Annotated in this window: 23 protein-coding genes and 1 tRNA gene; 8 read left to right on the forward strand and 16 right to left on the reverse strand. The window is 61.5% G+C overall.

From position 1 onward, the window contains the following. Nucleotides 1–140: 140 nt before the first annotated feature. On the reverse strand, nt 141–452 hold the full coding sequence (locus ACSQ84_RS07490) for a hypothetical protein (RefSeq protein ID WP_436210961.1): 312 nt from the start codon (nt 450–452) through the stop codon (nt 141–143). A gap of 369 nt (nt 453–821) precedes the next feature. Here ACSQ84_RS07490 and ACSQ84_RS07495 point away from each other — a divergent pair, with 369 nt between their 5' ends. Beyond that, nucleotides 822–2,630 (forward strand): carbamoyltransferase family protein, encoded by a 1,809-nt coding sequence (locus ACSQ84_RS07495; protein ID WP_436210962.1) that lies wholly within the window; start codon nt 822–824, stop codon nt 2,628–2,630. Nucleotides 2,631–2,674: 44 nt separating this feature from the next. Here the strand turns inward: ACSQ84_RS07495 and ACSQ84_RS07500 are convergent, their stop codons facing one another. Then, complete coding sequence (locus ACSQ84_RS07500; RefSeq protein WP_436210963.1) at nt 2,675–3,823, reverse strand: OpgC domain-containing protein; 1,149 nt, start codon at nt 3,821–3,823, stop codon at nt 2,675–2,677. A 282-nt stretch (nt 3,824–4,105) separates the two neighbouring features. Here ACSQ84_RS07500 and ACSQ84_RS07505 point away from each other — a divergent pair, with 282 nt between their 5' ends. Continuing rightward, a complete protein-coding gene (locus ACSQ84_RS07505) occupies nt 4,106–4,411 on the forward strand; it encodes an ETC complex I subunit (RefSeq protein ID WP_436210964.1) in 306 nt (101 codons plus the stop codon). Nucleotides 4,412–4,437: 26 nt separating this feature from the next. Here ACSQ84_RS07505 and ACSQ84_RS07510 read toward each other — a convergent pair whose 3' ends face one another. After that, nucleotides 4,438–4,932 (reverse strand): Lrp/AsnC family transcriptional regulator, encoded by a 495-nt coding sequence (locus tag ACSQ84_RS07510; protein WP_436210965.1) that lies wholly within the window; start codon nt 4,930–4,932, stop codon nt 4,438–4,440. 33 nt (nt 4,933–4,965) lie between these two features. Continuing rightward, nucleotides 4,966–5,613, reverse strand: coding sequence for a TetR/AcrR family transcriptional regulator (locus tag ACSQ84_RS07515; RefSeq protein ID WP_436210966.1), 648 nt, complete (start codon nt 5,611–5,613; stop codon nt 4,966–4,968). 339 nt (nt 5,614–5,952) lie between these two features. On the opposite strand from ACSQ84_RS07515, the gene ACSQ84_RS07520 reads away from it, so the two are divergent. The 3 genes from ACSQ84_RS07520 to ACSQ84_RS07530 are packed head-to-tail and all read left to right on the forward strand — an operon-like array spanning nt 5,953 to nt 10,494. After that, nucleotides 5,953–7,557: a carboxyl transferase domain-containing protein gene (locus tag ACSQ84_RS07520; RefSeq protein ID WP_436210967.1), complete on the forward strand. Its 1,605-nt coding sequence runs from the start codon at nt 5,953–5,955 to the stop codon at nt 7,555–7,557. Nucleotides 7,558–7,571: 14 nt separating this feature from the next. Beyond that, nucleotides 7,572–9,578 carry an acetyl/propionyl/methylcrotonyl-CoA carboxylase subunit alpha gene (locus tag ACSQ84_RS07525; protein ID WP_436210968.1) on the forward strand — a complete coding sequence of 669 codons (2,007 nt, stop codon included), beginning with the start codon at nt 7,572–7,574 and terminating at the stop codon, nt 9,576–9,578. A 7-nt stretch (nt 9,579–9,585) separates the two neighbouring features. Continuing rightward, a complete protein-coding gene (locus tag ACSQ84_RS07530) occupies nt 9,586–10,494 on the forward strand; it encodes a hydroxymethylglutaryl-CoA lyase (RefSeq protein WP_436210969.1) in 909 nt (302 codons plus the stop codon). A 3-nt stretch (nt 10,495–10,497) separates the two neighbouring features. Here ACSQ84_RS07530 and ACSQ84_RS07535 read toward each other — a convergent pair whose 3' ends face one another. The 4 genes from ACSQ84_RS07535 to ACSQ84_RS07550 all read right to left on the reverse strand — a co-directional run bounded on the left by ACSQ84_RS07535 (nt 10,498) and on the right by ACSQ84_RS07550 (nt 14,402). Then, complete coding sequence (locus ACSQ84_RS07535) at nt 10,498–11,427, reverse strand: dihydrodipicolinate synthase family protein (protein WP_436210970.1); 930 nt, start codon at nt 11,425–11,427, stop codon at nt 10,498–10,500. Nucleotides 11,428–11,503: 76 nt separating this feature from the next. Continuing rightward, nucleotides 11,504–12,487 (reverse strand): TRAP transporter substrate-binding protein, encoded by a 984-nt coding sequence (locus tag ACSQ84_RS07540; RefSeq protein ID WP_436210971.1) that lies wholly within the window; start codon nt 12,485–12,487, stop codon nt 11,504–11,506. Nucleotides 12,488–12,513: 26 nt separating this feature from the next. Then, nucleotides 12,514–13,779: a TRAP transporter large permease gene (locus ACSQ84_RS07545; protein ID WP_436210972.1), complete on the reverse strand. Its 1,266-nt coding sequence runs from the start codon at nt 13,777–13,779 to the stop codon at nt 12,514–12,516. Beyond that, nucleotides 13,779–14,402 carry a TRAP transporter small permease gene (locus tag ACSQ84_RS07550; protein ID WP_436210973.1) on the reverse strand — a complete coding sequence of 208 codons (624 nt, stop codon included), beginning with the start codon at nt 14,400–14,402 and terminating at the stop codon, nt 13,779–13,781. Before ACSQ84_RS07550 ends, ACSQ84_RS07545 begins: the two co-directional genes overlap by 1 nt. 188 nt (nt 14,403–14,590) lie before the next feature. On the opposite strand from ACSQ84_RS07550, the gene ACSQ84_RS07555 reads away from it, so the two are divergent. Then, the gene (locus tag ACSQ84_RS07555) at nt 14,591–15,289 is read left to right on the forward strand and encodes a GntR family transcriptional regulator (protein WP_436210974.1); all 699 of its coding nucleotides are present in this window, start codon (nt 14,591–14,593) and stop codon (nt 15,287–15,289) included. A 10-nt stretch (nt 15,290–15,299) separates the two neighbouring features. On the opposite strand, the gene dctP is transcribed toward ACSQ84_RS07555, so the two are convergent. The 5 genes from dctP to ACSQ84_RS07580 all read right to left on the reverse strand — a co-directional run bounded on the left by dctP (nt 15,300) and on the right by ACSQ84_RS07580 (nt 20,511). After that, a complete protein-coding gene (gene dctP, locus ACSQ84_RS07560; protein WP_436210975.1) occupies nt 15,300–16,322 on the reverse strand; it encodes a TRAP transporter substrate-binding protein DctP in 1,023 nt (340 codons plus the stop codon). 444 nt (nt 16,323–16,766) lie between these two features. Further along, entirely contained in the window at nt 16,767–17,123 is a 357-nt protein-coding gene (locus tag ACSQ84_RS07565; RefSeq protein WP_436210976.1) for a DUF6481 family protein, read from the reverse strand. A gap of 251 nt (nt 17,124–17,374) precedes the next feature. After that, nucleotides 17,375–17,593 (reverse strand): hypothetical protein, encoded by a 219-nt coding sequence (locus ACSQ84_RS07570; protein ID WP_436210977.1) that lies wholly within the window; start codon nt 17,591–17,593, stop codon nt 17,375–17,377. A 586-nt stretch (nt 17,594–18,179) separates the two neighbouring features. After that, nucleotides 18,180–19,841 (reverse strand): hypothetical protein, encoded by a 1,662-nt coding sequence (locus ACSQ84_RS07575; RefSeq protein WP_436210978.1) that lies wholly within the window; start codon nt 19,839–19,841, stop codon nt 18,180–18,182. 508 nt (nt 19,842–20,349) lie between these two features. Then, nucleotides 20,350–20,511 carry a hypothetical protein gene (locus ACSQ84_RS07580; protein ID WP_436210979.1) on the reverse strand — a complete coding sequence of 54 codons (162 nt, stop codon included), beginning with the start codon at nt 20,509–20,511 and terminating at the stop codon, nt 20,350–20,352. 77 nt (nt 20,512–20,588) lie between these two features. Here ACSQ84_RS07580 and ACSQ84_RS07585 point away from each other — a divergent pair, with 77 nt between their 5' ends. After that, on the forward strand, nt 20,589–21,377 hold the full coding sequence (locus ACSQ84_RS07585) for a hypothetical protein (protein ID WP_436210980.1): 789 nt from the start codon (nt 20,589–20,591) through the stop codon (nt 21,375–21,377). Between the two features lie 352 nt (nt 21,378–21,729). Here ACSQ84_RS07585 and ACSQ84_RS07590 read toward each other — a convergent pair whose 3' ends face one another. Continuing rightward, entirely contained in the window at nt 21,730–21,972 is a 243-nt protein-coding gene (locus ACSQ84_RS07590) for a hypothetical protein (protein WP_436210981.1), read from the reverse strand. A gap of 202 nt (nt 21,973–22,174) precedes the next feature. On the opposite strand from ACSQ84_RS07590, the gene ACSQ84_RS07595 reads away from it, so the two are divergent. Then, nucleotides 22,175–22,318 (forward strand): hypothetical protein, encoded by a 144-nt coding sequence (locus tag ACSQ84_RS07595; protein WP_436210982.1) that lies wholly within the window; start codon nt 22,175–22,177, stop codon nt 22,316–22,318. Nucleotides 22,319–22,567: 249 nt separating this feature from the next. Here the strand turns inward: ACSQ84_RS07595 and ACSQ84_RS07600 are convergent, their stop codons facing one another. Then, nucleotides 22,568–22,888 (reverse strand): nucleotidyltransferase family protein, encoded by a 321-nt coding sequence (locus ACSQ84_RS07600; RefSeq protein WP_436210983.1) that lies wholly within the window; start codon nt 22,886–22,888, stop codon nt 22,568–22,570. Between the two features lie 160 nt (nt 22,889–23,048). Then, nucleotides 23,049–23,125, reverse strand: a tRNA-Arg gene (locus ACSQ84_RS07605). Nucleotides 23,126–23,133: the final 8 nt, after the last annotated feature.

Genomic DNA, 23,133 nt, shown 5'->3' on the forward strand with positions numbered 1-23,133 from the left:
AGCTACACGCGTCGCGCGGTGGACGTTCAAATTTACGGCAAAAGAAACAAATTTGCGGCAAAGAAAAAGGTGTGCCGGTTGTCCGGCACACCCAATTCTTGTATTCGATCGTGCGTAAATTTGCGCCGATCAATCCGGTATCAGTAATACCTGCAGACGCGAACGCCGTAGGCATTCCACCAGCAACGCGGTCCGCCGCGAACGACCACGGGGCCGCCGTAGAAGCCATAGCCTCGTCCGTAACCCCGGCCATAACCACGACCGTACCCGCCGCCGCGATAGAAACCACGACCACCGCCGCGGCCCCAGCCGCCGCCACGTCCTCGGCCACCGCGGGCTTCCGCCGACGTGGTCGATGCACCTACCAGAATGGCAGACGTGCTGACGACGTAGACGAACAACAAAGCGAGCGCTGCGAGACAGCGCGTCAGGATATTGTAGCGTTTAGCCATTCTAGAATCTCCCGGTCACTTTCAATAACCACCTGGACTTCCGCACTATCTATCTTAGACGTTCGAAAATGCTTTCGGTTCAGATGAGCTAAGATAATATTTTTACTAAGGTTCTTCCGGCAATTCGGGACTTTATTAAGAAGGAAAGATAAGGTCAAGATACGGTCCGGCTCGCGACGAATTCTCGCGCGCGCCGTTCATCTTCGTTCATCTTCGTTCATCTTTCGGTGGCGATGGTGCACTGCAGAATTGCCGAAATGAAAAACCACGGCGAGAAAGCCCGGCAAGAATCTGGGCAAGCCCACGCCAACAACTTGAAGTCGACACGATCTCGCGCACACGACGGCCTCCCGCCTTTAAAGAGTATCCATGCCCAAACAGCACACCTATGTCCTCGGCCTGAACACCTACGACCATGATGTGAGCGCCTGCCTGCTGCGCGACGGCGCCATCGCATTTGCGATCGCCAAGGAGCGGATCACGCGGATGAAGCATGCGTCGGGATTCTACAAGGAGGTGATCGACTATTGCCTCGAGGCCGAAGGCATCACGCTGGATGACGTCGATCTGATCGTTCGCAATTGCTACATCCTTCCGGTCGGCGAAATGGAAGAGCGGTTGGTGTATTTCGACGCCCCGGGATTCCTTCCCGAATTCGAACGGGACGACGCGTCCAAGCACCCGTTGTATCTTTCGCGTCAGGACAAGGTGGTGACGATCTCCCACCATCTGGCGCACGCCTACAGCGCGTTCGCGGCGTCGCCGTTCGAGGAAGGCGTGGTGATGATCGTCGACGGCGTCGGCAGCTATCAATCCGACGTTATGGAATCCTATCCCGCCGGTGACACCGCGACGCCGCTCGCGCGTGAATCGGAGAGCTATTACAAATTCAAGGGATCGACGCTCGAGTGCCTGAAGAAGGTTTTCATGGAGCCGGACCGCGGCTTCCTCAGCGATGAGTTCTACAATATGCCGGGGCTGGGCGCGCTCTACAGCCGGGCCTCGACCTACATCTTTGGCGACTGGAATAAATGCGGCGAGCTGATGGGGCTCGCGCCCTATGGCCGTCACAACCAGGTCAAGAACCTGCTCGAACTGACCGACGGCGAGCTGCACGTGCCGCATTGGACCACCGAACTCAAGCAACCCTACATCCAGGACGGCAGCAACTGGGAGAAGAGCCCGGCGATGCGGCATTGGGAGGATCTGGCCTGGCGGGTGCAGGACGATACCGAAAACGTTCTGCTGGCCCGCGCCCGCTGGCTGCGTGAAACGACCGGCGCCAAGAACCTGACGATGGCCGGCGGCGTTGCCCTGAATTGCGTGGCCAATGGCCGGCTCGCCCGTGAAGCCGGCTTCGACAATATCTGGATCCAGCCGGCGACCGGCGATGACGGTATTGCGATCGGCTGCGCCTATTACGGCTGGCTCGAGATCCTGAAGCAGCGCCGCAACTTCGTCATGGAGCATTCCTATGTCGGCAAGCCGTACAGCGATCAGGAAGTCGCGGCCGCGCTGCAGCGGTTTCTGGTGCGCATCCAGATCGACGCCAAGCGTAGCGACAATGTTTGTCGCGATACCGCGAAACTGCTGGCCGATCAGCGCGTGATCGGCTGGTTTCAGGGCGGCTCCGAATTCGGTCCGCGGGCGCTCGGCAACCGCAGCCTGCTGGGCGACCCCCGCAAGCCCGAGATGAAGGATATCCTCAACAGCCGCGTCAAGCATCGCCAGGCGTTCCGCCCGTTCGCGCCGATCGTATTGGCCGAGCGGATGAAGAACATTTTCGAGGGTGATCACGATTCCCCATTCATGCTGATTGCGAAACCGGTTCGCCCCGAATGGCGCGACAAGATTCCGGCGATCGTGCATGTCGACGGCACGGCGCGCGTCCAGACCGTGAGCGAAGCGACCAATCCGATGCTCTATCGGTTGCTGAAGGAGTTCGACGCGCTGACCGGCGTTCCCGTGCTGATCAACACCTCATTCAACATCAAGGGCGAGCCCATCGTCGAAACGCCTCGCGATGCTGTGGCCTGCTTCCTGACCACGGGGGTCGACCATCTGATCATGCACGACACGGTGGTGTCGAAGACCGCCATGCACAGGATCGTTGGACCGCTGGTCGATACCTACTCCGACGTGGCGAACCTGGTATCGGCGACTACCCGACCGGCCTGATTGCTGGCGATTGCAGCGTTGAGGCGCGTGATCAGCGGCCTTGATCAGGCGGCCTTGGGCGCCGCCGGTTTGGGCAGTGGCTTGTCTTGCCGTTTCGACCAGGAAATGTAGTAGGCGACGATGGTCATGATCGCGATGCCGGTCACGCTGACGAAGATCTGCGCGAACAGCGAGCCGGAGCTCAACGACAGCTGGAAGTGTCCGACGAACGACAGGAACACGCCGACGCAGAACACGGCGAGCGACTGCTGACCGCAGACGATCAGAGGATCGAATATCCTCCATTCCAGCGCCGGCCAATCCTTCGGGATGAAACGGATCACCATGATCACGATCACCACGAAATGAATGAAGCGATAGGGCGCCAGATTGGTCTTGTCGTTCGGATTGAAGGTCGAATAGAGCCAGTGCGGGAACAGGTTTCCGAAATCCGGAAACTTGCCGGCCATCGTCATGATTAGGCCCAGCACCAGATAGGCGATGCAGAAGTACAGCGTCGCCGGGTGATTGATGATGGCGGCCGACCTGCGCGCGCCGCCGAGCGCGCACCACGAGCCGAACACGAACAGCACCTGCCAGGCGAACGGATTGAAATACCAGGTTCCGGCGGGATAGGCCGCCAGGTTCCAGCCGGTCTGGCGCGACACCAGCCACAGCGCGATCGCGGCGACCATGGTCCAGTTGGGTTGGCGCAGCATCATCCACAGCACCGGCGGGAACAGCCCCATCAGCACGATATAGAGCGGCAGCACGTCGAGATTGACCGGCTTGAACTTCAGGAACAGGCCCTGCCGCAACGTTTCCGTCGCATTGTCGATCAGGCCGACGACGTTGAACTCGTTGACGAGTTCGGAATCGCCAAACCGCAGCGCAAGGTAGCTGATCGAGGCTATATAGATCACGAACAGGATGATATGGGCGACGTAGAGCTGCCAGACCCGCTTGGTCAGCCGCGTCGCGCCGACGATGAAACCGCGGTCCAGCATCATCCGGGCATAGACAAAGGAGGCGGTATAGCCGGAAATGAAGACGAACAGGTCCGCCGCGTCGCTGAAACCGTAATTGCGGGTCGTGATCCAGTTCACGACGTTGTCGGGGATGTGATCCAGATAGATCGCCCAGTTCGCAACCCCGCGAAACAGGTCGAGCCGGAGGTCGCGTCCTTTTTCGGGCAGGGTGGCGTTGATTTTCATGGGTGCCGCTTCGATGTGATGCTGTCGGGACGATCGCGCCGCCGGACCAGGCCTTGAATCAAGCCTCGAACCATAGCCTGACCGCAGGGCGGCCGAAGATTGTCACAGTGCAGCATAATGACTATACCGGTCCGGAAATGGTACATCCGGGGTTATGGAATCACCGATCAAATCCCTGAAAGGTGTCTCTATACTATCCCGGCTGCTTCCACCAAACGTCGCCATGTCGCACATCTGACGTCGCATATCCGATGTCGCATATCGCTGAGGGTCCGACCATCCATGACCGCACGCATTTTTAAGCCCGCCAAAAACGCGATGCAATCGGGGAGGGCCATGACCCGGGAGTGGCAGCTTGATTACGAGCCCGAACAACCCCGGGCGATCGAACCGTTGATGGGGTGGACCTCATCCGGGGACATGAAGCAGCAGCTCACGCTGCGCTTCGATACCAAGGAAGACGCGGTGGCCTATTGCGAGCGCAACGGCATTGCCTACCAGGTGATCGAGCCCAAGGACTCCGGGCCCCGGCAGGTCGCCTATGCCGACAATTTCGCGTTCCGGCGCGGCGAGCCCTGGACCCACTAGGCTTTACGGAAGCGCTGGGGATCGGTTCAGGGACCATTTGCGGGCTTTGGATCTCCGGGCATCGGCAATGGCGCATCCTTCGCGACGCCGAGCACCGGCAAGCTTCTGATGGTTCGGACCTCTGGCATAGCGGCAAACTGCCGAAGTTGCTGATGCATTCCCTCGACATCAGGCGCGACGCATTTGAGTAAAAAGTCCGCTTCTCCCGAAATGCGCCAGCTCTGCAGCACCAGCGGCAACGCCGCAATCGAGGCTTCGAACGCTTCCAGCGTCGCCTTGGCCTGGCTTGCCAGCTGTATGGAAACGAACGACACGACCTCGTAACCGAGGATCTTTTCGTCGATGGTGGCGCGGATCGCCTTGATGACGCCGCGGGCGCGCAGGGACCGCACCCGGCGCAGGCATGGCGGAAGCGAGAGGCCGACCCGACTGGCCAGTTCGTTGATCCGGATGCGTCCATCGTTCTGAAGCTCGGACAATATCTTCAGGTCGATGGCGTCGAGTTCGTGATGGGCTGTCATGGCTGCTCGTCCGGGCTCGAGGGGCCGCCGCCGCTAGACGGATGCGACGCGCCGCGGCTTGCGGGTGCTGCGGGCAGGGGCGCTCGCGGCCTGCGGCGTCACGCCCGAGAGCACCAGCTTTTCGTGCGCGGCGACGATCGCTTCCCTGGTGAGGCGTCCGCCCGGCCGGTACCAGTTGCAGATCCCGGTCAGGAGCGCCAGGATCGCAAACGTCGCCACCTTGATATCGACGACTTCGAAGGCGCCTTCGGCAACGCCCTCGCTAAGGATACGCGCCAGCCGCGCCTCATAGGCGCTACGCAGCGCTACAATCGCCTCACAGTTCTTCGGCTCCAGGCTGCGCAGTTCGGAATTGGCGATGAAGACCTCGCGCTTTCGGCTCATATGGTAGGTGACGTGGAACGCGACGAAGGCGCGGAGCTTTTCCTCGGGGCCTTGCTTTCCTTCCAGCGCGAGATCGAGCTGACGAATGAGCTCGTTGACGTGGTCCTGTACCAGCTCGAACAGCAACTCCTGCTTGGTGCTGATATGATTGTAGAGCGACCCCACCTGGATCCCGACCTCGGCCGCAAGGTCGCGCAGGCTCATCGCGGCGTAACCCTGTTCGAAGATCAGGCGCAGCCCGGCCTTGCGGATCGCTTCCAGCGTCTTGGGGCCATAGGAGCCGATCGTGCGTGCCATCTGGTCTCCGGGGCTGGCGATGGAGCCACTTCATTGATGCATAAAGATACAAACGATCGTATGTTTATTGCACGAGAGGCGAGGAATTTCAATGGCATAAGGTGCCGTCTCGGTCGAAAATCGGAAAAGACAGCCATCCCCTTGCGGCTTCATTAAAAAAACGTATGATCGTTTTTAATTCGGAGGAAATTCGATCCCAACTGGTCCGGTCATCGGGGCCTGCCGGGACAGTTCGCCGCAAAGATGGTACAGCCTGTCGCGCCGTTTCGCGAGATGGCTTATTCCCAACAGTCTTGAAGGCCACGCAGCAACAGCCAGCCCCTATAGAAACGATAGGCCATGTCGCTTCATTCCACGATCGATCCCACATCTGCCGATTTTGCCCGCAACGCAGAAGCGATGCGCGGCCTCGTCGCCGACCTTCGCGAAAAACTCAAGGTGGTTGCCGGCGGCGGCGGTGAAACCTCGCGCGCCCGGCATACCTCGCGCGGGAAAATGCTGGCGCGCCAGCGTGTCGACCTGCTGGTCGATCCCGGCACCGCATTCCTTGAATTGTCGCCGCTGGCCGCGCACGGCCTCTATGGCGGCGACGTCCATTCCGCCAGCGTCATCACCGGGGTGGGGCGCATCTCGGGCCGCGAATGCGTCATCGTCGCCAACGACGCCACCATCAAGGGCGGCACTTACTATCCGATGACCGTGAAGAAGCATCTGCGCGCGCAGGACATCGCGCGGCAGAACAATCTGCCCTGTGTCTACATGGTCGATTCCGGCGGCGCGTTCCTGCCGCTGCAGGACGAGATCTTTCCGGACGAGCGGCATTTCGGCCGCATCTTCTACAACCAGGCCCAGATGTCGGCGCAAGGCATTCCGCAGATCGCCATCGTGATGGGCTCCTGCACCGCCGGCGGCGCCTATGTGCCCGCGATGTCCGACGAGAGCATCATCGTGCGCAACCAGGGCACGATCTTCCTCGGCGGCCCGCCGCTGGTGAAGGCCGCGACCGGCGAGGTGGTCACGGCCGAGGAACTCGGCGGCGCCGACGTGCATTCGCGGCAATCCGGCGTCACGGATCACTATGCGCAGAACGACGCCCATGCGATCGGGATCGCGCGGCGCATCGTTGCCACGCTGAAGCCGGCAACGCGCGCGGTGCTCAACATGCGCGAACCGCGCGAGCCGCTGTTTCCAGCGGAAGAAATCTACGGCGTGGTTTCCGCCGACGGCCGCAAGCCGTTCGACGTCCACGACATCATCGCGCGGCTGGTCGACGGCTCCGAGTTCGACGAGTTCAAGAAACTCTACGGCCAGACGCTGATCTGCGGCTTCGCCCATATCTGGGGCTATCCGGTCGGCATCATCGCCAACAACGGCATCCTGTTCAGCGAGAGTTCGCTCAAGGGTGCGCACTTCATCGAATTGTGCTGCCAGCGCAATATCCCGCTGGTGTTCCTGCAGAACATCACCGGTTTCATGGTCGGCAAGAAATACGAGGCCGGCGGCATCGCGCGCGACGGCGCCAAGCTGGTGACGGCGGTGGCAACCGCCGGCGTGCCGAAATTCACGGTCGTGATCGGCGGCTCCTATGGGGCCGGCAATTACGGCATGTCGGGCCGCGCCTACAGCCCGCGCTTCCTCTGGATGTGGCCGAACGCCCGCATTTCGGTGATGGGCGGCGAACAGGCGTCGATGGTGCTGGCGCAGGTGCGGCGCGACGGTATCGAGGCCAAGGGCGACACCTGGTCTGCCGAAGAGGACGAGAAGTTTCGTGCGCCGATCCGCGCCCAGTATGAAAGCCAGGGCAACCCCTATTACGCCACCGCGCGGCTGTGGGACGACGGCGTGATCGACCCCGCCGATACAAGGCTGGTGCTCGGCCTCGGGCTGTCGGCTGCCGCCAATGCACCGATCGAACCGACGAAGTTCGGCCTGTTCAGAATGTGATGCAGGATTTGATAATGGATCGCTCGAGATTATACCGGCGTTTTCGCACGCTTCTGATCGCCAACCGCGGCGAGATCGCCTGCCGCGTGATCCGCTCCGCCCGCGCCATGGGGCTGCGCACCGTCGCGGTCTATTCCGAGGCCGACCGCGACGCCATGCACGTCGCCATGGCCGACGAGGCCGTCCTGCTGGGACCCGCACGGGCCCGCGACAGCTATCTCAACATCGAACGGGTCATTGAAGCGGCGCGCCAGACGGGGGCCGAAGCGATACATCCGGGCTACGGGTTCCTGTCTGAAAATGCCGAGTTCGCGCAAGCGTGCCTCGATGCCGGGCTGGTGTTCGTCGGTCCGACCGCCGCGATGATGACGGCGATGGGATCCAAATCCGGCTCCAAGGCGCTGATGGAAAAGGCCGGCGTGCCGCTGGTGCCGGGCTATCACGGTGAGGCCCAGGACGAGGCTGTTCTGGCCAATGCGGCCGACAAGATCGGCTTCCCGGTACTGGTCAAGGCCTCCGCCGGTGGCGGCGGGCGCGGCATGCGCGTGGTCAATTCGGCCGGTGAACTGGCGGCTGCCATCGTCAGCGCCAAGCGCGAGGCAAAAGCGGCGTTCGGCGACGACCGCATGCTGATCGAAAAGTTCGTACTCAACCCGCGCCACATCGAGGTGCAGATCATCGGCGACAGCCACGGCAATCTATTGTCGCTGTACGAGCGCGAATGCACGCTGCAACGGCGGCACCAGAAGGTGATCGAGGAAGCGCCGTCGCCGACGCTGGACGCCACCCAGCGCGAGGCGGTCTGCGCCGCCGCGCGCAAAGCGGCCGCGGCGGTCAATTATGTCGGCGCCGGCACCATCGAATTCGTCTCCGACGGCAAGGAGGTGTTCTTCATCGAGATGAATACCCGCCTGCAGGTCGAGCATCCCGTGACCGAACTGATCACCGGGGTCGACCTCGTCGAATGGCAGCTGCGGGTGGCATTCGGCGAAAAACTGCCGCTGGCGCAGGACGAAATCAAACTGAACGGCCACGCCATCGAAGCGCGGGTCTATGCGGAAAATCCGCAGAAGAATTTTATGCCGTCGGTCGGCCGGATCAAGACCTGGCGCACGCCTGACGCCGTTGACGGCCTGCGCATCGACGCCGGCTATCGCAGCGGCGATGCGGTGTCGCCCTATTACGACGCCATGCTGGCGAAAGTGATCGCGTGGGCGCCGACCCGGCAGGCCGCGATCGAACGGCTCAACCGCGGGCTGGAAGAAACCGACGTTCGCGGCATCGTCACCAACATCCCGTTCCTGTCGGCGCTGGTGACGCATCCGGACGTGCGTGCCAACACGATCGACACCAGTTTTATCGAACGCGAACTCAAGGGCCTGACGGACCCGAAATATGCTTGCGGCGATCTCGAACTCTGTGCGGCCGTGGCCGCCATCGTCGCCGGCGAACGCATGGCCGCGGCCAAAGAGGCGCATTCGCCGTGGCAGGCCTTTGGCTGGCAGCCGATCGGCCAGCGGCAGCGGGTGTTCGCGTTCCGCCACGGACAGGGCGCCGAGCAGCAAGTCGCGCTAGACTACGGCAACGGGCCGTCGACGCTGTCGATCGGCGAACGTCAATTCACCTTCACGACGTCGCCAACCGATGATGGCGGTTTTGATCTCACGCTCGACGGCGTGAAATCCCGCGTGGTGGCCGTGATCGAAGGTCACGAACTCTATCTGCGCACCCGCAACGGCCGTTTCGACCTCCACTGGGTCGACCCGTTCGGCGGCGAGACCGAGGAACACGTCGGCGAGGACAAGATCGTCGCGCCGCTGCCGGGCACCGTGGTGGCGCTGCTGGCCGAGGAGGGCGCAACCCTGGAAAAGGGCGCTGCGATCCTGACGCTGGAAGTCATGAAGATGGAGCAGACCCTGCGCGCGCCGTTTGCCGGCGTGTTGAAGAAGCTCAAATGCAAGGTCGGCGATATCGTCGGCGAGGGTGTCGAACTCGCCGAAGTCGAACCGGCTGCTTCGTGAGGCCGCGATGAGTGACGCCGTCCGTATCGTCGAAGTCGGCCCGCGCGACGGGCTGCAGAATGAGAAAACCCCGATCAGCGTTGCGGATCGCATCGCGTTCATCGAGGCGCTGATCGGCGCTGGCCTGCATACTGTCGAGGTCGGCGCCTTCGTTTCGCCCAAGGCGATCCCGCAGATGGTGGGCTCGGACCAGGTGTTGCGCGGCGTCAGCCATATCGCAGGCGGCGAATTCCACGTGCTGGTGCCGAACGAAAAGGGCTATGAGGCGTCGCAAGCCGCGGGCGCCAGGGTGATCGCGGTGTTCGCCTCGGCCTCGGAAGGATTTTCGCGCGCCAACATCAATTGCTCGGTCGCGGAATCGATCGAGCGCTTCAAGCCGGTGGTCGCCCGCGCCAAGGCCGACGGCATCAAAGTGCGCGGCTATATTTCCTGCGTGCTCGGCTGTCCCTTCGACGGCGAGGTGAAGCCGCAGGCCGTGGTGGACGTCGCCAAAGCGCTGTGGGACCTCGGCTGCTACGAGGTCTCGCTCGGCGACACCATCGGTGTCGGTACGCCGCTGAAGGCGCGGCAGCTGCTGCGGGCGGTGGCCGGCAGCGTGCCGATGGAAAGGCTTGCGATGCATTTCCATGACACCTACGGGCAGGCGCTGGCCAATCTCTATGCGGGGATGGAAGAGGGCGCCCGCGTGATCGATTCCGCGGCCGGTGGCCTTGGTGGCTGCCCCTACGCGCCAGGCGCCACCGGCAATGTTGCGACCGAGGATGTGGTCTACATACTCGAGGGCCTGGGAATCAAAACCGGCGTCGACATGACCAAGCTGCTCGCGGCGACCAATGAGGTGAGCCGCCTGATTGGCAGGCCTCCGGTCAGCCGCGTCGCGTCTGCGCTGAACGCAAAGATGCGGGCCGCGAAATAGCGCTTACGCAGCCTTCAAGCCGACATTCGGCAGCATTGGCCGATTCTTCAGCGCCTTGGCCATGATGGCTTCGACCTCCGCTTTCTCATGCGGCAGCAGGGCCAGCCGCGGCGGACGGGTCAGCGCGGTGCCGCGGCCGATAAGGTGCTCGCAAAGCTTGATGCACTGAACGAGGTCCGGGCGCGCATCGAGATGCAGCAGCGGCATGAACCATTCGTAGAGCGGCATCGCCTCGGCGAAGCGTCCGGCCTTGGCGAGCCGGAACAAGGTCTCGCCCTCGCGCGGGAAGGCGTTCGACATGCCGGATACCCAGCCGACCGCGCCCATGGCCACGCTCTCGACGATGACGTCGTCGAGCCCGGCAAACAGCACGAAGCGATCGCCGACCATGTTGCGGGTGTCGATGAAGCGCCTGGTATCGCCGGACGAATCCTTGAAGCACACCACCGTCTCGACGTCGGCAAGGGTGGCGAGAATATCCGGCGTCACGTCGTTCTTATAGATCGGCGGGTTGTTGTAGAGCATCACGGGCAGGTCGGTCGCGGTTGCGACCGAGCGGAAATGCGCAGCCGTCTCGTGCGGCTTGGACGAATAGACCAGCGCCGGCATCACCATGATGCCGTCGATCCCGACCCGCGCGGCTTCCTTGGCGGTTTCCACCGCAAAGGCCGTCGTGAATTCGGCGATGCCGCACAGCACAGGAACGCGGCCGGCCGCGACCGACTTTGCCGCTTCCATGATGGCGATCTTTTCCTTGCGCTCGAGCGAGGTGTTCTCGCCGACCGAGCCGCAGATGATCAGTCCGGATACGCCGTCGCGGATCAGGCCGTCCATCACCTTGGCCGTCGCGTGGATGTCGAGCGACAGGTCGTGATGGAATTGCGTGGTAACGGCCGGGAAGACACCTTCCCAGGAAATGCGTGGGCGGCTCATAGTTTGGCTCCGATTGGATTTTTCCGGCGGATTCCCTGAATCCGCCGGGTTTTGACTGGAAGAACGATGGAAAGGGTCAGAGCGTCGCGCCGACCTTGCGCAGCTCGGCGAGAACCGGCGCCTTCGGCAGCCAGATCTTGTCGAACTCGGCAATGACAGCCTCGGTATCCGCCGTCGCAACCTGCCGGATCGGGATCGGGGCGTTACGGAAATTCTCGATCAGCTTGGGCTCGTTGCCCGCAAGCTCGTCGATCTGCGCGTCGAGGGTGGATTTGACCGTCTTGGCGATCAGCTCCCTGTCGGCTGCCGGCAGCGACTGCCACACGCGGCCGGAAACTACCGCCGCCATTGGCATGAAGACGGCGTTCATCTGCAGGATGACCTTGGCGACCTTGTCGAAACGCTGGTTCCAGGAAAACTCCAGGTCCGCCTCGAGCCCATCGACCTGACCGTTCGACATGGCATCGAACACCTGCGGCGTCGGGATCGGCGTCGGCGCCGCGCCGAGCGAAGAATAGAAGTCGCGATAGACCGGCGTCGGATTGATACGCAGCTTCATGCCCTTGATATCGGCCAGACCAGTGAGATCCTTGGCCGAGAAGATCGCGCGCATGCCGGTGATGCCCCAGCCCAGGCCGATTGTTCCGGTTTCCTGCGGCAGCACGTCGAACAGTTTGACCGCCGCGGGATGGCGGACGAACTTGGCCACCGACGGCGTCGAGCGCACGATGTAGGGCGCGTTGATCGCGGCGATATGCGGCACCCGCGAACCGAGTTCGGCGGCCTGGATGAAGCCCATGTCGAGCGCGCCGGATTGCAGCTGCTGCATCATGGCCGGCTCGTTACCGAGCTGGCCGGAGTGAAACACGGTCATGGTCAGGCGGCCGCTGGTGGCGGCCTTCAGGTCCTCGCCGAGCTTGAGCGCGGCCTTGTTCCAGGAATGACCGTTGGGCGTGATGAGGCCGAGGCGAAACTCCTTGGCCTGGGCCAGCGCGAGCGAGGGCGCGAACAACGGCACGGCCGCGCTGGCGGCAAGAAATCGGCGACGTGAGATAGTCATGACGGGGCTCCGTTGAGTTGGGCGATTCACTTGATGAGGACGAGGGACAGGGACGGGTAGAGCGAGAGCAGCACCAGCAGGACGCAGGAGATCCCGAACAAGGGCAGCGTCACGATGAACATCTTTCCCGGCTTGGCGCCGGTGACGGCGGCGGCGACGAAGAAGCAAAGGCCCACCGGAGGCGACAGCAGGCCAAGCACCAGATTGATCACCACCACCACGCCGAAATGCCGGGGATCGATGTGATAGATCTCGGTCGCGACCGGCAGCAGGATCGGCACCGTCATGATCAGGCCGGGAATTCCGTCGATCACCGTGCCGATCACCAGCAGAATCACGTTACAAAGCAGCATGAAGCTGACCGGGTCCTTTGCCACCGACTGGATCCACGCCGCGGTTTCCTGTGGTACCTTGCCGAAGATCAGCACCCAGGAGAACACGGCGGCGGCCGCGACCAGAAACAGCACGATGGCAGCGTAGATGCCGGAGCGCAGCATCATCTGTGGCAGCTGCGAGAATTTGAACTCCCTGGTCCAGTACCTTCCGATCAGGGCTGCCGCGACCGCGCCGACGGCCGCGGACTCCGTCGCATTCGCTAGCCCGCCCAGGATCGAGCCGACGATGACGATCGGAATCAGCAACGTCGGACAGGTGCGCAGGATCGTCGCCACGCGCTGTCGCGGCGTCTGATATTCGGCGCGCGGGTAGTTGTAGACGTAGCCCATCAGCGCGATGACGAGGCAGAACATCACCGTGAGGATCACGCCGGGCACGATGCCGGCGATCAGCATGTCGCTGACCGAGACCTGCGCCAGCACGCTGTAGACGACGAACATCACGGATGGCGGAATGATCGGCCCGAGCATGCCGCCATACGCGGTCAGGCCTGCCGCAAACGTCTTGTCATAACCCTTCTTCTCCATTTCCGGGACCATGATCTGCGCCATGATCGCGACCTGCGCGGTCGCCGAACCGAGGATGGAGGAGATGAACATGTTGGCGAGGATGTTGACGTAGGCGAGCCCGCCCTTCAGCGAGCCGACAAACGCCATCGCCATGTCGACGATGCGCCGGGTAATGCCGCCGCCGTTCATGATCTCGCCGATCAGGATGAACAGCGGTATCGCGATCAGTCCGTAACTGTCGACGCCGCCGAACAATTGCAGCGGATAGGATTGAAACAGCACCGGATTGCCCGACGCGATGATATAGACGAAGCCGGCAAGGCAGAGACAAAGACCGATCGGCACGCCGACCAGCATGATCGCCATGAAGGCCGCCGAGGTGATCATCAGTTGACCCCGTCGAGATCGGAGAGCTGGAAGCCCTTCAACGCCGTTCGTGGAACGAGATCGAGATCCTCGAGGAGATTTGCGATGCCATGGATCGTGATCGACACGGCAAAGATCGGCAGGGTCAGATACACCACCCAGGTCGGCCAATTGAGCGTCTGGGTGCGCTCGGTGTAGAGGAAATTGAAGGTCTCACCGGCAAATTTGCGGGCGTCGAACCCGGCGCGGGCGAGCCCGACCGGATCCATCCAGAGCCAGCAGGTGGCGATCAGCGACACGCCGAACACCACCACCATGCCGGTCGCGACCACCTTGGCAAGCTTCCGGGTTCGCGCCGAAAGCCGTTCGGTCAGCATCGTGACGGCGAAATCGAGTCTGAGCCGGGTCATCGCGGAGGCGCCGACAAAGGTCAGCCAGACCACGCAATAGACCGCCGATTCATCGATCCAGTAGATCGGAAAATGCGAATAGCGGGTGACGACGTTCACCAGGATCAGGCCCGTCAGCAGATACATCAAGCCCATCAGGGCAAGACGCTCGCATGCGAGCAGGGCGCCGGACGCCCTGATCACGACGCTGCGGGCGCTGAACGCCGGCGCATCGCAAGCCGCTTGTTCGATCATGGGGAGCCCCGCAGCCCGCGAAATTTACCGTGCATTCCAAAAATGTATAATTTATACAATCTTGCTGTCAATGGAGATTGCAGGGCCAATCGTGGCCTTCCACCGGCTTGGTGCGGTGGCGGACCACTTCAACGTGCGAAGCAACACCGCCTCGACTGGAGGGGCCGGCGATGAAGACGGAAGATCAAATGAAAGTCCCGCTCAAGCACCGGACCTTGTCGGCTGCGATCGTCGACCAGCTCAGGCAGTCGATACTCGACGGGACTTATCCGGCGGGATCCCAGCTGCGGCAGGACGCGCTGGGCGATGCCTATGGCGTGAGCCGCATCCCGGTTCGTGAAGCGCTGTTTCAGCTCGAAGCCGAAGGCCTGGTGCGGATCGTGCCGCAAAAGGGGGCGATCGTTTCGGAACTGTCGCTCGAAGAAATCAACGACGTGTTTGATCTCCGCCGGATCCTGGAGCCGCGGCTACTGGCGCAATCCGCACCTGGCTTTGCCGCCAGGGACCTCGACGGGTTGGACGATATTCAGAAGCGGTTCGAAAAGGCGATCAAGGCGCGCAACGTCAGCGAATGGGGGCAGCTCAATGCCGAGTTTCACATGGCGCTCTACGCGCAGGCACGCCAGCCCCGAACCAAGGCGATCGTCGTGGCGCTGCTGCAAACCAGCGACCGCTACACGCGCCTGCAACTATCCAACACCAAGGCGATGGGCATCGCCGAAAAGGAGCACGCCCATCTGATCGCGCTGTGCCGGGCACGAGAGATCAACGAGGCGTGCCGGTTTCTGGAGCAGCATATCGAATCCGTGAGGGCGGATCTGTTGCACGTCGTCGGCGGCAGCTCGATCGCAGTTCGTTCCAAACGAGCAACGCGGGCAGGCGAGTAATGCGAGCGCGTCAGGCGGCGACGTCGATTGCGAGCTTCAGCAGGTTGGCCGACGTCGCCGTCTTGGCGCTGTAGTCCTTCCACGCCGTGTCGCGTGCGATGTCGCGCCATTTGGCGACGGTCGCCGTATCCAGCGTGCTGACCTTGGCGCCGGCCTTCTCATAGACCTTTGCGACCTCGATATCGTCGTCCTGCGCGCCCTGCTTGCCGAAGGATTCCAGTTCGGCGCCGACGGTCAAGACGATGTCCTGCTGGTTCTTCGGCAGCTTGTCGAAGATCGCCTTCGACATCATCAGGGGTTCCAGCATGAACCAGTAGGAGGTGCCCGCACCCGAGGTCAGCGATTTTGCGACCTGCTCCAGACGGAACGAGATCAGGCTGGTGGAGGAGGTGATCCCGGCATCGCAGGCGCCGGTCTGCATCGCCGCATAGAGTTCGTTGGACGGTACCGAGTGCACCGCTGCGCCTGCGGTCAGCAGCACCATGTCCATCTCGCGCGAACCACCGCGAACCTTGAGGCCCCTGGCATCTTCCGGCGCGACGATCGGCCTGGATCGGCTGGCGACGCCGCCGGCCTGCCAGACCCAGCTCAAGAGGATGATGCCCTTGTCGGCCAGGAAATCGGTCAGCGCCTTGCCGACGGGCTGCGTCTTCCAGCGCAGGCCCTGATCGTAGGTCGATACCAGCCCTGGCATCAGGCCGATATTGGTTTCCGGCAATTCGCCGCCGGCATAGGGAAGGGGATAGAGGCTGATGTCGAGCGTGCCTTTGCGCATCGCCGCGAATTGCGCGTTGGTCTTGACCAGCGAGGCGTTCGGATGAACCTCGGCTGCAATCTCGCCGCCGCTGCGCCTGGCGACCTCGGCGGCGAAGGTCCGGCACAGGCGGTCGCGGAAATCGCCCTTGTCGATGGTGCCGCCCGGAAACTGATGCGAAATCTTCAGCGTCGTTGCGGCGTGTGCGGTGCCCGTGCCGAAGCGAAGAATGGCGGGCGCGGCAAGGGCGGATGCGAGGACATGGCGGCGCGTGAGCATGGTACTCCCCTGAAGGCAATTCTAACCGGCGTGAGCAGGCCGGGGGTGGTCCGAGCGTTCGAGGCCGTCTGATAGGTCGGGGCAGTGCGCGGCAGCAAGTCGGAGTTCCGGGCCTGAATTCACGTTCCGACATTGCTGTAGCGCACACCCAAGCGAGAAAGCTTCGCGGAAGAGTCCGTCAACAATACGCCAACCCGGTTGCCGCAAGATCGTTCGCAGGCCTCAGCCGGACCGCTTCAGTCGATGTCCGGGGATGCCATGAAGAAAGGGGGTGCATGAAGAGGATGAAGGACCACGAGGTAATAAAGGACGGCATGAAAAGGACGACGGCATGACGAAAAACCAAAGCCGTCATTCGGCATTCCCGAAGGCTCGCCTCGTGAAGAGGCGCGCCTGTATTGTCATTATTCCGGTCGCGGCAAGGCCGGGCCGCGATCGATCGCGTTATCTCTTCTTGCCCTTGCCGCCCTTGCGGGCTGCATAGCGCGCATCGCGCTTGGCCTTCGCTTCGGCTTCCAGGGCTGCCTGTCGGGCCGCCTCTTCTTCCTTTTCGCGGGCGAGCTGGGCCGCGGCCGCGGCTGCCGCTTCCTCCTCGCGCGCCCTTGCTTCGGCCTTGGCGGCTTCGCGGGCCTCCTTGGCCTTGGTGCGGGCGGCTGCCTGCGCTTCGCGCTCGGCCTGACGCTGCTTCACCTCGGGATCGTCAGGGCCGGGCTGGGCCTTGAACTTGTTCAGGATATTCTGCCTCGCTTGCTGGGCGGCCTTCTGGCGGTCGGCGAAGCTGGGTTCCTTGAATCCACTCATAAAAGGGGCCTTGTCGCTTTCTTATTAGCTGTGAAACGCAGGGATTGATGATTTGCGCTTCAGTAGGTGAACCGGCGGCAAAATGCCAGCGCCGAACGCGGCAAACAGGGAGATTTCCGCGAACGGCAGGCGATTCACCGGTGCCAATGAACGCGCCGCCGGCGGCCTGGCCGGATCCTGGGGCGCTCGCCTCGAAACAAAACGATAGCGCCGCTGGCTGACCTCGGTTCCAAGCTCCAGAATACGCTGTCCTAATCGACCCTGTCGCGGCGACCGCCCGGGCCGAGGATTTTCGCAACCGTCACGGCCGTCATCGCCACGCGATCGGACGTGCGCTGGGCTTCCAGCCTGTCCCGCGCTCCCTCCTTGATCATGAGATCGATGAGTTCCAGCCGCTTGGCATCGTCGGTCGCTTCAGCCAGTAGCCTTCGATAGCGATGGTAGTCGTAGCCTGCTTCCTGCTCACTCATGGCACGCCCCGCATACGCGCTTTCTCCGATACGACAGTGTTGATCAACGTCTGCAGGTGCGCAACGGATTTGCAACGAGTTACACCAGCACCGCGCATCTTGGCGTGCGAGTGTTGCAGAATTGATCCGCCAGGCAGCGCTGAGGTTGTGGCGCACGATTGGTGGCGCCAGCCCAAATGCGAGCCGGAACCCGGTGCAATCGGTCGCATCCGAAAAATCGAAACCTGTGAATTCGCTCACATCGGGGCAGTCGGCGCGAGCCTATGTTGCGACACGTCCTGAAACAGGAGTGATCGCCATGTTCCACAATTGGTGGACCCCCAAGAGCCTGGTCCTCGCCCTGGCGATTGTCGTATTGGCCTGCGTTGCAGGTGCTCTCGCAACCGCGGTGGTGCAACCGGAGCCGGTATCCCGAGCCGCGCTCGGGCCGGATTGGCAGTGCAGCCGGGTGGCGTTCGTCTGGACCACCTGCAGGCGGATGTCCCACGTCCAGCCGCCGTCAGTTCGCTTGGCCAGCGAAACGGCATGTAAGCGAATCCGGACGTAGGTGAAGGTCGGGGTACGTCGCGTTCGGTTGTCGTGCTGGCTAGACGGCGGTCGTGACCACGAACGAGTGCCACGCACCCCATTCGGTTCCGTCGAAAGCCCGCAAGTACATCGTGTCGGAACCACCCGCCGTACCACCTTGCACCCAAAGGCTGGTCAGATCGGCCGCCGCGACGTCAATGGCGATGCCGGCCGCCCAATGCGAATTGGTCGGTGTCCAGAAATAGGCGCTGTTGGCTCCCGCGTTGCCGTCCCAGAACTGGTACTTTGTGATCGCATCGCCGTCGGCGTCGGATGCGGCCGTCCAGTTGACGAGCTGAGCCCATTGCGCGGCGTTCAATGTCTGATTGCTGATCGTAGCAACCGGGGCCGTATTCGTCGACGTCAACGCGAAACTGTCCCAGTTACCCCACGCCGTGCCATCGTAAGCGCGCACATACATGGTGTCGGAACCTTCCGCCGCACCGGCGTGGAGCCAGAAATTACCGAGATCGGCGGCCGAAACATCGATCGCTATGCCGGAGGCCCAATGCGCGTTGCTCGAGGACCAATAGTAGGCGCTGTTGGCAGCCGCGTTGCCGTCCCAGAATTGGTATTGCGTGATCGTATCGCCTTCCGGGTCAGTGGCGCTGAGCCAGCTGCCCGGCTTGACCCATTGGTTAACGTGCAGCGACTGGTCATTGATGGTCGCAACGGGAGCGGTATTTATCGTCGTCGTCAGCGCGAACGTATCCCAATCCCCCCATTCGGTGCCGTCGAATGCACGGACCCACAGCGTTTCGGTGCCGGTCGCCGCGCCGCCCTGGATCCAGACATTGCCGATATCGGAGGCAGAAACCTCGATGGTGGTGTTGGCAGCCCAATGCGAGTTGGTAGGAGTCCAGAAATAGGCGCTGGTTGCAGCCGTACCGCCGTCCCAGAACTGGTATTTGGTGATGGTGTCGCTGTTCGCGTCGGACACGTTCATCCAGCTGCCGACCCTGGTCCATTGGTTGACGTGCAGCGAGTGATCGGCGACGGCGACGACGGGCTTTGCGTTCGTCGACGCCACCGTGAAGGTGTCCCAGGCACCCCAGTTGAATCCATCGAACGCGCGCACCCAGAGCGTCTCGGAGCCGGTCGTCGAGCCGCCCTGGATCCAGACATTGGCAAGGTCGGCGGCCGAAACTTCGATCGTCGTGTTGGGAGCCCAATGCGAATTGGTGGGAGTCCAAAAATGGGCGCTGGTTGCAGCCGTACCGCTGTCCCAGAACTGGTACTTGGTGGCGGCATCTCCGTTGGCATCGGAGTAGCTCAACAGGGTCGAGACCCTTGCCCATTGATTGACATGCAGCGATTGGTCTTCGACGGTGGCAACCGGAAGGCTGTTTGGAATGGTGGTGAAGGTAAACGTAGCCCAACCGCTCCAATCCGTTCCGTCGAAGCCGCGTATCCACAACGTCTCTGAGCCGCCAGCTGAACCAGAGCGCAGCCACACGTTGGAGATATCCGATGCTGCTACATCAATGGTGGTGTTGGCAGGCCAGTGGGCGTTGGTCGGAGTCCAGAAATATCCGCTGGTTGCGGTCGCACCGCTGTCCCAGAGCTGGTACCGGACCGCGGGATTGCCGTCGGCGTCGAAATAAGAGAACCATGGCTGCAGTAGTTGCCACTGATCGTGCAACAGGCTCTTATTGCTGACCGTTATAACGGGGGCTGCCATGGCTTGCATTCCTGTGTTGGCCGGTCGGGAGAACCAGCACATATCAAAGATGCAACGATCACGGTCGCCTTCGAAGCGAAGGCCGCCAGCTTCAGTCCTGCATCATCTAAACAAACCGGGCGTCCTGGGAAATCATCATATCGAAACGGCAGGCCGAAATGATCGTCTGATAGATCATGATTGCAATTCTGATGCCGCTTGTCTGTGATTCAGGTCACGCAAATAATGCTGGTGTCGAAAAAAAATGAAAGTCGATGAAGCAATTCTCGAAAGTGATGTGCACACCGGCGACCGCCACTTTCATGCGCGAATTGTTCAGCATCGCGGCAGATGAGGCGCACTCAGCGCTGCGTATTCGGTTTTGAGAGCGCCCGGTCGACTGCAAGCACAGCCTCGATAACGGCCGCGCTGCACGTCCTGGCTTCCCCTGTTTTCGTGGGGAGGTCGGCAAGCGTCACGACTGATTCAATAATGCCTGTCGGGGGCGTCCGACGCTAAAGCGCTTCGTTCAGTATGGAATGAGACGCGGGTTTTGATCAAGCCGCGTATCGCATTGAAAATGGAGCCGGTTGCCGTTGCGGCCGGGTTGGTCGATCCGGAGCGCTTGGCGGCTGATGAGATTGTGTAAAAGAGCGGCAATGGGTAGCAGGCGCGCGTCCTTCAGTTCCATTGATCCGACCTTCCTACGTGTTGACAATCGCGATCGGGACGAGTGGTACTGCCGGCCTACAGAGGTCAGGTCAAACAATGGTCGTGAAGCGTCTTCTCAAGAAGATTTTGCCGCAAGCCGCCATCGATTTTGCGCGGCGACAGATCAACAGCCGCAACGCCGGTCGGGCAAATGACGTTGCTTCGGTAACGGACGGCATTTGTACGTCATGGGATGAGGCAGTGACGAGCGCGGCCAAATACTCCGATACGGACCTCACGCTGTTCAAGATCAAGCGGGGTGAGGGCCGAATCGCAGACGGATCGTTGCTTGCCGCGTGCCCATTGAAATCGGTCATTCCTGAGGATGGTTATACCATAACTGATTTCGGCGGCTCTATTGGCGATCTTGGGCTGGACGTTTTGGCGGCGTTTCCCCGGAGCAGGTATATCGTCGTCGAGAACGAGACGATGGTTGAGATGATGCGCGGTCGAAACGCCGTTCAGTTTACGACGTCCATTCCGGATCAATGCGATATCTTTTACACCAGCGGAACGCTGCAATACGTCTCCCACCCGATGGAAGTATTCGAAGCGGGGGTCAGATCGGCGCGGCGTGCCGTTGTTCTCGCGCGCAATTCGTTTTGCAAAAACGAAATCTTCCGCGTGCAGCGGTCTCGACTGTTTGAAAATGGCAGTGGTCCGATACCTGAAGGTTTCACGGATCGCGTGATTACCTATCCCCATCGAACCATCAACGAGGACGCCGTGCACGCCATTGCCGAAAAGCACGGCTTCAAATGCCTGGAGAGACAAGAGGCAACCAGCGGTGTGCTTCGTCACAAGGACGAAGTCTATGGCGTCGACTTGGTGTTCACCAGAGCCTAGAGCCTTTTTCGTTCCGATTGAATCGGTACGGGACTCAAGATTCTTGATTTGACGCGTTTTCTTGACGCGAACCGGTATCCACGTCGATAGCGCAGGAGGCCCGCCAACTGAGGCGGCCTCTAAAAATGAACATCACATTCTTCGTATGATGCTCATCTTGAGTTCGTGGCGCTTCTTGATGATACTGGAAATGGGAGCTGACTCTGCCGACATGTCGAGCATTGTCCGAAATACGGCCGTGCTTACTTGTCCACCCGAGACCTGATTGAGTTCTTCGTCGGTGAGGATTGCGTTCTGGATGTTCGTTTTTCCCGCCCCGTGTTGTGACGCGATGCGCCGTTGCCGAGGCCTGTCAGGCTATGCCGCTACGATGAAAACGGGGGAATACAATCGGCGGGAGCGGCTGGGGTTTGAGGATGACCACGGGGGTTTGGCCGCCAACACGAATGATGCCGCCGGAAACACGATCGAGTTCATCGGAAGTCAGTTCGATGGTTTTTGCTGAGTTGGTCATGAAATCGTCCCTCGATTGGCGCGGCACCAATGCCTGCGGGGGAACGTTTGCCATTTTCGCGCCGGCGCGTTCGTGATCCATGTCACACACGTTTACCGCTGCCTGTTACGCTGCCGGCGGCCCTTCCAAACGGGGTCCATTAATAACCCCCTCCACCCCATTGGCCCCGCCCTCACCGGTGGGGCGTTTTCTTTGTGACGCACGTCACGGTAAGCCCGATCGCCGCCAGGCATACTCGCACCAGATCAAAGGCGAACATTCGCCAACACGGAGCGGGAAAATGATGAGCAAGCAGGTTCAATCGAGCGACAAAATCTCCGACGCCGAACTCGATAAGGTCACCGGAGGACGCAAGTCCGGCGAGGGACAGAAGGAGTTCCTCGTAGTGAAGATGAAAGAGGCCTTTGTGGCGAGCTATAGCCTTTGATTCCGAAGCCGCCGGTTCGCGGGTTTCGACCGTCGGCGCCACAACGCCGACTGACGATCAGCCAAAAGCAGCACGGCGAACGTGACGACCATCAGCCCGGGGCCACCGCCAGCAGAATGATTGGCCGGGAGGGGGATTACGAGCCGACGCTAGGAGTGGGCTATCAGCCGCGGACCTTGAGGAAGCCTGCGACGATGAAGGGTTCGCTGCCTGAATCACCGCCGGGTTTACGCCTGCGGCGGGCCCCACTTAGGGCCAGAGCCGTACACCGCCCTCGGTCGGGTCAAAGCGTCCTTCGAGATCGTCACGGAACGCCACTAGGCTGATCTCCGACTTAATTCGCGTTTTGATCTCAGTCTTCCATTCGTCGACCATGAACACGTAATCGCCAAACGCCCAATCGTGATTTCCTTTCTTGGGCTGCAGCTCCAGCGCTATGTCGAAGTCGCTGTCTGGCCGGTGATCGCCGCGGGCGCGGCTGCCGAATAGCCACAGAGCCGCCACGGCGTTCTTTGAACGCGCCCAATTTCTAAGTTGGACTTTTGTTTCCTCGGTGATTGCGGTGCTCATTCGGTCGCTTCTTGAGAACGAAAACCGAAACCTCGGTGTACCGTTCGTGTACCACTGACTGTCCGGTACGAAACGGGAAAGCTTGATACCAAGGGTTTTCATCACGACGCGGCGGTACGCAGATTTCGGGCCAGCCTTTTGCGTATCACATTGAAATAATTGGCGATCCCAGCAGGATTCGAACCTGCAACCCACGGAGTAGAAATCCGTTACTCTATCCAGTTGAGCTATGGGACCGTCGGGGT

The organism is Bradyrhizobium sp. LjRoot220 (genome assembly GCF_964252915.1).
Taxonomy (GTDB): Bacteria; Pseudomonadota; Alphaproteobacteria; order Rhizobiales; family Xanthobacteraceae; genus Bradyrhizobium.